8 protein-coding genes are annotated in these 9,850 nt (G+C 69.1%); 3 read left to right on the top strand and 5 right to left on the bottom strand.

The annotated features are described in order from the left end of the window. Positions 1 to 502: 502 nt before the first annotated feature. From mhpA to ACZ3HV_RS44175, 5 genes are read right to left on the bottom strand one after another with little or no spacing between them, the layout of a single operon-like run. Positions 503 to 2,038, bottom strand: a complete 1,536-nt coding sequence (gene mhpA, locus ACZ3HV_RS44195; protein WP_465693865.1) for a bifunctional 3-(3-hydroxy-phenyl)propionate/3-hydroxycinnamic acid hydroxylase MhpA — start codon at positions 2,036 to 2,038, stop codon at positions 503 to 505. Further along, positions 2,035 to 2,250 (bottom strand): hypothetical protein, encoded by a 216-nt coding sequence (locus ACZ3HV_RS44190; RefSeq protein WP_465693864.1) that lies wholly within the window; start codon positions 2,248 to 2,250, stop codon positions 2,035 to 2,037. Before ACZ3HV_RS44190 ends, mhpA begins: the two co-directional genes overlap by 4 nt. After that, positions 2,247 to 4,127 (bottom strand): acyl-CoA synthetase, encoded by a 1,881-nt coding sequence (locus ACZ3HV_RS44185; protein ID WP_465693863.1) that lies wholly within the window; start codon positions 4,125 to 4,127, stop codon positions 2,247 to 2,249. Before ACZ3HV_RS44185 ends, ACZ3HV_RS44190 begins: the two co-directional genes overlap by 4 nt. Beyond that, positions 4,127 to 5,065: a fumarylacetoacetate hydrolase family protein gene (locus ACZ3HV_RS44180; protein ID WP_465693861.1), complete on the bottom strand. Its 939-nt coding sequence runs from the start codon at positions 5,063 to 5,065 to the stop codon at positions 4,127 to 4,129. The genes ACZ3HV_RS44185 and ACZ3HV_RS44180 overlap by 1 nt, the downstream gene beginning before the upstream one ends. After that, complete coding sequence (locus ACZ3HV_RS44175; RefSeq protein ID WP_465693860.1) at positions 5,062 to 6,195, bottom strand: VOC family protein; 1,134 nt, start codon at positions 6,193 to 6,195, stop codon at positions 5,062 to 5,064. The genes ACZ3HV_RS44180 and ACZ3HV_RS44175 overlap by 4 nt, the downstream gene beginning before the upstream one ends. A 143-nt stretch (positions 6,196 to 6,338) precedes the next feature. Between ACZ3HV_RS44175 and ACZ3HV_RS44170 the strand changes: the two genes are divergently transcribed. From ACZ3HV_RS44170 to phaZ, 3 genes are all read left to right on the top strand, one after another. Continuing rightward, a complete protein-coding gene (locus ACZ3HV_RS44170; RefSeq protein WP_465693859.1) occupies positions 6,339 to 7,001 on the top strand; it encodes a TetR/AcrR family transcriptional regulator in 663 nt (220 codons plus the stop codon). 114 nt (positions 7,002 to 7,115) lie between these two features. Next, positions 7,116 to 8,807 (top strand): PHA/PHB synthase family protein, encoded by a 1,692-nt coding sequence (locus tag ACZ3HV_RS44165; RefSeq protein ID WP_465693857.1) that lies wholly within the window; start codon positions 7,116 to 7,118, stop codon positions 8,805 to 8,807. Continuing rightward, positions 8,804 to 9,631, top strand: a complete 828-nt coding sequence (gene phaZ, locus ACZ3HV_RS44160; RefSeq protein ID WP_465693856.1) for a poly(3-hydroxyalkanoate) depolymerase — start codon at positions 8,804 to 8,806, stop codon at positions 9,629 to 9,631. The genes ACZ3HV_RS44165 and phaZ overlap by 4 nt, the downstream gene beginning before the upstream one ends. The last annotated feature ends 219 nt before the right edge of the window (positions 9,632 to 9,850 follow it).

Here is a 9,850-nt window from a genome sequence, read left to right as displayed (position 1 = left end):
CTCATGACTGTTTGGCCAGTTGGAATGGCGGAGATGTGACGCAATCCTCAATTCGTGCGGAGCCGGCGTCGAAACTGCTGGACACTCGGTGGCCCGGGCTGGCGCCGACCGTACGGCGCCGGCTGCTGACCGAGGCCGACGGCAACCCGCTCACCCTGAGGCGGCCGCGATGATCGGCTGGCTGCTGACGGCGCAGAATCCGCAGCAGAAGCGGGCCGGGGCGGGGGGGTGAATGTCCGCATGGACAAGCCGACCTTGGCGGCTGGGTATGCGCCGTCGACGATTGCGCACGCGATGACGGGTGCACGGGTTCTACGAGTCACCGGCGCTACGGCCGCGGGCCGGTCATCAACCCGGTCCCACAGAACACCGATTCGGTCCTGGCCTGGGAACTCGCGGAGGTGGGGTTCAGGACGTTGATGCCTTGGCGGACATCTCTGGGCCGTCGAGACCGAGATCAACCACCGGCCCGTTACGTCCGCCTCGCGGGTGGACGCGTTCCTCAGGCAACCAGGAACCTCGGTGCTGCGGCGCACAGCCCTGCGATGTCGCGGCTGGCCCGCAGCACCGTGAAGTCCGGACGCACCAGTGCGGCCGCGGCCTTGCCGTCTGCGAGCCACTTGTACAGGGGCGAGTCGGGTTGCACCTCGAGCACCTCGGTCCCGCGGCCCGCTAGTAGCGCCTGCTGCTGAAGCGAGAGCGGTACGGCGGTCACGAACACGAACCCGCCACGGGTCACGTCGTCGTACCGCATGTCATCCGCCAGGAGCGCGTTCGGGCACAGCCGTCCGTTGAGGGACTTGCGGAGTCCGCGTCCTTCTACCAGTGCGGACCGGCGTAGCGGCGGCGTCTCGCTATCGAGGAGGCGGTTGCGGAGGCCTGGGATCCAGTGGAGCCGCGGGGCGATAGCCCTGCGGAGCATGTCACCGGCCCTGCCGCCCTGAGTCATGGACACACCAATGAGCTTGGCGAGCTGGATGAGCGCCCGGGCATGCGGTTTGCGCTCCACCTCGTAGGTGTCCAGCAGCGAGTCGGGCAGGTCGCCGGAGAGGACCCCTGCAATCTTCCAGCTGAGGTTCATGGAGTCGCGGACACCGGCGCAGAGCCCTTGTCCGATGAACGGCGGCGTCAGGTGGGCGGCGTCGCCGAGGAGGAACACGTTGCGGTCACGCCAGCGGTCGGCCAACTGCGCCCGGAAGGTGTACTCCGCGACACGCACCAGCTCGAGCTTGTCGCACGGGATGCCCCCGACCCATGGACCTATGAGAGGACGCAGGGCTTCGATGGACTCGAAGTCAGCGGCGGTCTCGCCCTCGCGGAGACGGAACTCCCATCGGTAGCGGCTATCCCCGATGCGCATGTACGTCGCAGCGCGCTGGGGGTCGCAGACCTGGTGAACGCCTTCCCACTGGTCGAGCTCGACCATGCTGGCCACATCGATCACGAGCCAGCGCTGCTCGAACTCGAGGTCCTCCATCGTCGCCCCGATCGCCGTGCGCACCACGCTGTTGGCTCCGTCGCAACCCAGCACATAGGTGGCCAGCACGGACTCGTGCTCGCCGGTGAGCCGGTCGGTGAAGTCCACCCGGACCCGGCCCTGGCCGTCCTGGGCGACGTCGGTGACTTCGACGTTCTCGCGCAGGCCGACCGTGGTCTGGTCCTTGAGGTTGGTGCGCAGCAGGTGCTCGAGTTCGGGCTGGTCGAACAGGTTGGCCCTCGGGTGCCCGTGCCGACCGCGGTCGCCCGCCCGGTCGAACACCGCGAACGCCCGGTGGTTCCGGTCGGTCAGCTGCAGCCCTCGGGTGGGCCGGGACACGGCAGCGAACTGCTCGCCGATGCCGAGCCGCACCAGGACCCGGTAGATCTCGTCGTCGAGGTGCACGGCCCGCGGCTGCGGGTAGACGCCGTCCCAGCGATCCAGCACGAGGCAGTCGACGCCGTACTGCCCGAGCAGGGTGGCGGCGGTGACGCCGACGGGACCGGCCCCCACGATGACGACGGGAATCGGATCGGCGCTGGTCCGCTGGGACCTGTTCATCGAAGGTCTCCGACCACGAGAAGGAGGAAGGTCAGGGTCACCACACCCAGGACGACGGCCGGGGCGATCTCGCGCACACCGTCGCCCTTGCGCAGGTGCGCGACGACTGCGCCACCCCTCGCGCGCATGGCGGGTACGGCGGCGAGCTTGGCCGACCCGAGGGCCGCGAAGGCCACGATGAGGAGGCCCGCAAGAAACGATGCTGGGTTCATGACAGTTCCAATCTCCAGGTGATCGCGAAGCGGTCGAGTGCGTCCTTGACCGGGGACTCGTCGGCACCAGGGGCCAGGCCGACGAGGGCGACGACCGCACCGTCCTCGACCGCTCCTCGGATGCCGGTGACCGAGGGCATGTCGCGCAGCGCTTCGGCGATGGCCTCTCGGGTGGCCTCGGCGCGCAGGGCGGGCTTGAAGGGCTTGCCGACGAGGGTGGCGGGGAGTGTGTCCAGCACGGTGACGGCCTTGGGTGCCGCTGCCTGCTCGGGCACGTGGTCGGACGCCCAGGCACGCAGCTCCTCGGGGGTTGCGTCGGCGCCTGGGGCGAGTGTGACGAACGCGACCGGCACTTCGCCGGCGTGCATGTCCGGACGACCTACCGCCTGCGCGGCCGTGACCTCCGGGTGTGCCAGCAGCGCGTTCTCGATGACCGACGGGTCGATGTTGTGACCGCCGCGGATGATCAGGTCCTTGGCTCGGCCGGTGAGGTGGATGAAGCCGTCCGGGTCGACCCTGGCCAGGTCTCCGGTGTCCAGCCAGCCGTCGCGCAGCTTGCCCAGCCCGTCCAGTACCGGCCCGTCAGGACCACGGTCGGTGACGTAGCCGGGGAAGACAGTCGGCCCGCTGATGGCGAGCACGCCGACCCGACCCGCTGGCAGGTCGGTCCACTGACCGTCGGCGGTGACCTGGACGGCCTTCACCCCCTGGTACGGCAGGCGCTGGCCGACGGATCCGGGACGCGGTTGGTGGGGAAAGCTCAGTGCGCTGACGCAGGTGGCCTCGGTGAGGCCGTAGCCCTCGACCAGCCGGATGCCGGTGGCAGACTCAAAGCCGTCCCGGACCGCTGGCGGCAGGGGTGAAGCGCCGACGACAGCGAAGCGGAGGCTGCTGATGTCGGCGTCGACCGGGCGGCCGGCGAGGACGGAGTACACGGTGGGCACCGCACTCATCGTGGTGACCCCGTAGCGTTCGACGAGCTTCCAGAACTGCGAGTACAGCGCCTGGTCGCGGTAGCCCAGGGGGCCTGCCCAGATGACCTGGAGGCCCCTGAACAGCGGGGCCAGCACGGTGACGAGGAGTGCGTTGACGTGGAAGAGCGGCAGCGCCGCGAACACCACCGCGTCGCGCAGCAGGCCGTTGGCAGCGATCATCCAGGCGTCGCTGACCTCGTTGGCGTGGGTGTGCGCGGCCAGCTTCGGCATCCCCGTCGTGCCGCCCGTGTGGAACAGTGCCGCCAGGTCGGTGGCCGAGGGCGCCTCCCCCACGAAGGCGTCGGCTGGCTGCTCCCCCGCCAGCGCGGAGAGGTAGGCGACCCGGACACCGTCGATCGGGAGTAGCTCCTCCCCTGCCGGGCCGACCCCCGTCGGGCCCAAGGCGTGCAGGGCGTCCATCCCGGCCTCGACGGCGAGCTCCCGTGCGCTCTCCCAAACCTCCGGCGCGAGGTCGGGACCCGCAGCCACGAGCACCCGGGCCCCCGACCTGCGCAGCAGCTCGGCGATGTGCTCCCGGGACAGCCCGCTGTTGATCGGCGCCGCGATCCCGGCGAGCTCCGCCGCGAGGGTTGCGGTGACGAGCTCGTCACAGTTCGGGGCGAGGAGCGCGACCCCGTCGGTCCGGCGCACCCCCAGCGCGTGGAGCACGTTGGCGTAGCGATGTACGTCGCCCAGCAGCTCGGCGTAGGTTCGCTCCGCCGGCTGCTCCCACCCTTCGCCGTCCGGGAGCACGGACAGGGCGACGCGGTCCGGCCACAGCCGAGCGGCCCGGAAGAGGAGCTCGTACGTCGTGCCCGGCAGGCCACGGTCGCCCAGCGGCACGGCCTCGATCGCCGCGAGGTCGTCCGGCGCGTCGTACGTCGGCCAGAGGCGGTCGCCCATCAGTCGCTCCTCACCACGGTGCGCTGCCGGCCGAGGTCGATCGCACCATCGTCGGTGCCGATGGTGACCTCGACGACGTCGCCATGCTTGAGGTACTTGGGGTTCTCGGCCTGCCGCTGGAAGAAGATCTTCCACTTCAGTGCGGGCGGCAAGAATGTGGCGATGATTTCGAGCGGCTTGGGCGGTGCGCTCAGAGCGGTGCCCTCCGGGGTCCCGGTGAGGAGCAGATCACCCGCGTCCAGCCGCTGGAACCGGCTCAGTCCCTGCAGCGCCTTCAGCGGGGAGTAGACCATGTCGTCGTCGACCACTGACTCCTGGCGCAGCTCGCCGTTGACCCAGAGGCGCAGGCGTAGGTCGCCGAACCGCTTGAGCTCGTCGTCCTCGAGCAGGACTAGCGACGGTCCGACCGGCGTGAAGGTCGGGTACGACTTGGACTCGAAGAACTGCGTCTTGGGCAGCTGCACGTCGCGGGCCGAGACGTCGTTGGTCACCACCAAGCCGGCCACGAACGAGGCCCAGTTGTCAGCCGTGACCGCCGTGCCCACCGGCAGCTCTCGGCCGATCACCAGGCCGATCTCGACCTCGTAGTCCAGGCAGCGCACGTGATCTGGGCGGATGATGTCGTCGAACGGGCCGCTGATCGAGCCCGACGTCTTCCGGAAGAACGCCAGCGGGATGGTGTCCGGGTCGAGCCCTGAGTCCTTCACATGGCTGGCGAAGTTCGTCATCTGCGCCACCACCCGGCAGGGGGCCGTCACCGGGGACACCACACCGAGGGTGGCCGGGTCGACTGTGTCCTTGCTCGCCCGGGCGGCCTCGATCTGCTCGGGCTCGGCGAGCAGCTCTCCGGTGGTCGTGGCGTCGGTGTCGATCCGGGCCGCGCCGCCGGCAGTGCGAACCCACCAGGCGTCGGGCGTACGAAGGATCGTGATGCTCATGAACTCGTCACTTTCAGGAGGCCGCGAAGGCGGGTCAGGTCGAACTCGTTGTCGTCACGCAGCGAACGAGCCATCGACACCAGCTCGTGCAACGCCTCTCGTCCTGGGGTGAGGCCCAGGAAGTCCTTGGTGGCCGGCGGTCCCCACTGGGCCAGCCCGGACACCGTCATCGGTGACCAACCGGGCTCCAGCGTGCAGTCGAACAGGTCACCGTCGGCGAAGTGCTCGACCAGCAGACCGTCCGGGTCGCGCCAGTAGTCGAAGATCTGGCTGCCCTCGATGTGCCTGCCGATCCCCCAGGAGCGGTGGAAGCCCTGCTCGCGGAGGTACTCCCCGCCCGCGGCCAGCACGTCCAGGTCCCCGACCTGGTACGCCGAGTGCACGTACCGGTGACTGGGGCCGAGCATCATCGCCAGCGTGTGGTGGTCGGTGGGAGTCATGCCACGGTCACAGCGGATGAAGCTCATGGTGGGGCCGCGCTCGCGCTGCCCCTCGTAGTACTTGAAGTCGCTGACGATCAGACCGAGGTGCTCCAGGTACCAGTTCAGGGTCTCGACGTACTTGGTGGTCTGCAGCACCACGTGGCCCAGTCGCTGGACCTTCGCGGGCCCACGCGGCGGGCGCTGCGTGGCGTTAGCGCGCCGGACGTCGTGCCCGAAGTTGAACACCTGCGTCGGCTGGGCCGGCAGGTTTGCGAGTTCGTGGGCGTCGGCGACGACCCGGACCAGCACCCCGCTCGGGTCGGTCAGGTCCACGGTGAGCCCGCCGATGCTCTCCGGCAGCTTCTCGACCTCCGCCCCGGTGGCGTCGGCAAGCCGCACCACGTCGGTGGAGTCCCCGGCCCGGAAGGCCGCACCGAGGTACCTCGAGCGTGGTCCGCGGCGCACGATCGCACAGGGCGCGCCGGCGTCGGTCCCGCGCAGCTGGAGCTCGTCTGCCGTACGGCTCACGGTGGTGAAACCAAACGCGTGCGCGAAGCGCTCCGAGGCGCCCAGGTCGGGCTTGGCGAACTCGAGCCAGGCCAGGTCGAGCACCTTGATGACGGGGTTCTTCGCGCGTCCAGGGTGCTCGGCGCGTAGCGCGCCCTGCTCGCTGTGCAGGTCGTTGTGAGTCCCGCGGTGACTGGTCATCTGCTGCTCCTCGGTTCGTTACTGACGATATCGTCACTCACGAGCATATGCTCAGTCAAGAGCATCTGAGGAAAACGTCATTTCTGACAGCACCACGCTAGAATGGGTGCACACCACCCGCCGATGGAGACGCCGAGGAGATCATGAGCAACGCACCAACACAGCAGGCCAACCGACTGGACCGGCGCAAGGCCCGGACCCGAGCGGCTCTCATCCGGGCTGCGCAGACGCTCATCGCCGAGGGCAGGACGAATGTGCCGATCCTGGAGATCACCCAGGCCGCTGACGTCGGGATGGGGTCCTTCTACAACCACTTCGAGACCAAGGAGGAGCTGTTCGAGGCCGCTGTCGAGGCAGTGATGGACGGCTACGGTCAGCTGCTCGACGACCTGACCGCCGACATCGAGGACCCCGCGGAGGTGTTCGCCTGTAGTTTTCGGCTCACCGGACGGCTCCAACGCCGGGAGCCGGAGCTCAGCCGGGTCCTCCTCAACAACGTGCTCCGGCTGCTCAGCGCCGACAACGGCCTGGCACCGCGCGCCCGGCGCGACATCGCGGCCGCCGTGGATGCCGGACGCTTCGACGTCGAGGACCTCGACGTCGCGGTCACGATGGCTGCCGGCGCCCTGATCGCCCTCGGCCAACTGCTGCACGACCAGCCGGAGCGCGACGTCGAGGCGACCACCGACCGGTTGACCGCGGACCTGCTGCGCATGTTCGGCGTCACGCGGCGGCAGGCGCAGCGGATCTGCTCGCTGCCGCTGCCGGAGATCGGCGCCGTTCGAGGCGACGGATCGGCGGCCTGACGCATCGCTCCGTGCGACTCCGAACCATTCTGACGAAATCGTCACTCTCGAGGTATCCTTCAGTCAGATGTGACAGCTGAACGTCGCCACCTGTGACCACGAGGAGATCCTTCGATGAACACCGCCACCACCTCCAGGCTCGCCGAGAGCGCTGCTTCCCTCGACGTACTTCTGGTCGACGCCGCCCTCGGCCCGGTACGCCGCTTCGTCCCCGACATGTCGACCGCGAAGTGGGCGGTCTCTCTCGCGCGCAAGCCGGACATCACCGCGCGGCGGCTCGGCGGGCTGGGTGCCGAGGCTAGGCGGATCCTCACCGGCGCCTCGACGCTGGCGCCGCACCGCGGGGACCGCCGGTTCACCGATGTCGCCTGGACCGAGAACCCGTTGCTGAAGCGGCTGGTCCAGCTCTACCTGGCCGGTGGACAGACCGTCGAGCAGTTGGTGATCGACGCCGACCTCGACCCACGCGACCGCAAGCGGGTGCGGTTCTTCCTCGAGAACGTCATCCAGGCGACAGCTCCTAGCAACGTCCCGCTGGTCAACCCGGCCTCGGCCAAGGCCGTCATAGATACTGCCGGGCTGAGCCTGGTGCGCGGGGGCAAGCAGTTGGTGACAGACCTGTCCTCGGCCCCCCGTTTGCCGGAGATGGTCGACGGCAGCGGCTTCGTCCTGGGCGACAACATCGCCGCGACGCCGGGCGGGGTCGTCTTTCGCAACGAGGTGCTGGAGCTGGTCCAGTACGCGCCGCAGACCGACGAGATCTCCGAGGTGCCGACGCTGGTGGTCCCGCCCACGATCAACAAGTTCTACGCGCTCGACCTCGCCCCGGAGCGGAGCCTCGTGGAGTTCGGCGTCCGGAAGGGCAGGCAGATGTTCGTCGTCTCTTGGCGTAACCCGGACTCGCGGCACGCCTCCTGGAACTTCGACACCTATGTTCGCGCCCTCCTCGACGCCCTCGACGTCGTTGAGGAGATCACGGGTAGCGCGCGAACGGTACTCGGTGGAGTGTGCTCCGGCGGCATCCTCGCGAGCATGGCAGCGGCCTACCTCGCCGGTATCGGCCGGCAGGACCGGCTGGCCGCGCTCTGCCTGGCGGTGACGGTCATCGACAACGACGATGCCGGGACGGTGTCCGCCCTCGTCGACGAGGGGTTGGCCGGCCAGGCCAAGGCGAAGTCGGCACGCAAGGGATACCTCGACGGCCGGGCGCTGGCCGAGGTGTTCGCGTGGCTCCGGCCCGGCGACCTGGTGTGGAACTACTGGGTCAACAACTACCTGCTCGGCAAGCGACCGCCGGCGTTCGACATCCTGTTCTGGAACTCCGACACCACCCGGATGACCGCCGCACTGCACGCCGACTTCATCGACCTGGCGATGGAGAACTCGCTGACCCAGCCCGGGGCCCTCACAGTCCTCGGCGTGCCGATCGACCTCGGCAGGATCACGGTCGACACCTACGTGGTGGCCGGCATCGCCGACCACATCACCCCGTGGGAGAACTGCTACCGCAGCGCCCAGCTCTTCGGCGGCACAACCCGATTCGTGCTGTCCACCAGTGGTCACATCGCTGCCCTGGTCAACCCGCCGGGCAACCCCAAGGCGTCCTTCCACACCAACGACGACCTGACGTCCGACGCCAAGGTCTGGCTCAAGAGCTCCGACGTCCGACATGACACCTGGTGGACCGACCTCGGTCTGTGGCTCGACGAACGCTGCGGCGCGCACCGTCCGGCCCCCAAGGCGCTCGGGTCGCACCGCCTGAGCGTGCTCGCAGAGGCGCCCGGCACCTACGTTCTCGACAAGTGACCAGGTTCCTCCGGGTCCGTGTCCTCGGCCACGACGTCCGGGTTGCCGTCCGGCCGGGCACGGCACCGGGGCCGCCGCTGGTGCTCTGCAACGGCATCGGGGCCAGCCTCGACCTGCTCCAGCCCTTCGTCGACGAGGTCGACCCGCGGATCGAGGTGGTCCGGTTCGACGTACCGGGGGTGGGTGGTTCCCCGATGCCGAAGGTGCCGTACAACTTCGCGATGCTGGCATGGCTCATCGCGACGCTGGTCGACCGGCTCGGCCACGACCGGTTCGACGCCCTCGGCATCTCCTGGGGCGGCGGCCTGGCCCAACAGCTGGCCTTCCAGTACCCGCGTCGCTGTCGACGACTGGTGCTGGTCAGCACCGGGACCGGGATGCTGATGGTCCCGGCCCGCCTCAGCGTGCTCAGCAAGATGCTCACCCCGAGGCGCTACCGCGACCCGGCGTACGCCAAGGCCATCGCACCGGTGCTGTACGGCGGCCGGATGCGCCGGCAGCCCGACCAGGTGAGGCACGTGGTGTACGAGCAGGAGCGCCTCGGGTCCAGGACCGGTTACTCCCTCCAGCTTCTCGCCGGCGTCGGCTGGTCGAGCCTCCCCGCTCTGCCACTCATCCGGCAGCCCACCCTCGTCCTCGCCGGGAACGACGACCCGATGATCCCGCTGGTGAACGCGCGGATCATGCGGGCGTTGCTACCCAACGCCACACTGCACGTCTTCGACGACGGCCACCTCGGCCTGCTCACCGCCGCCGACGAGCTCGGCCCGCTCGTCTCGCGGTTCCTCACCGCCAGAGCCGATGGCGTCTCATCGAGCCGCTGACGGCTCGCTGCCCGCTCTCGCAAGGTCTGTTGGCTCGGCGAACACAGGATCGCAACTCCTTCTGGCTGTCGACGTAAGGCAGCGAGCGATCTGCCGAGCTACGTCTTCACCACCGAATGCGGCACCTTCGTGCCGCGTGAAGGGTGCCGATCGCGGACGAGCAGGTAACTGAGGATTTCGTCATGTCTGCGGCACGACAGCTTGACCAGCCTGCAGTAC

It is taken from the genome of Kribbella sp. NPDC020701 (assembly GCF_055562215.1).
The sequence above is the reverse complement of the archived record's forward strand: the minus strand, read 5'-3'. Positions and strand labels throughout refer to the sequence as shown.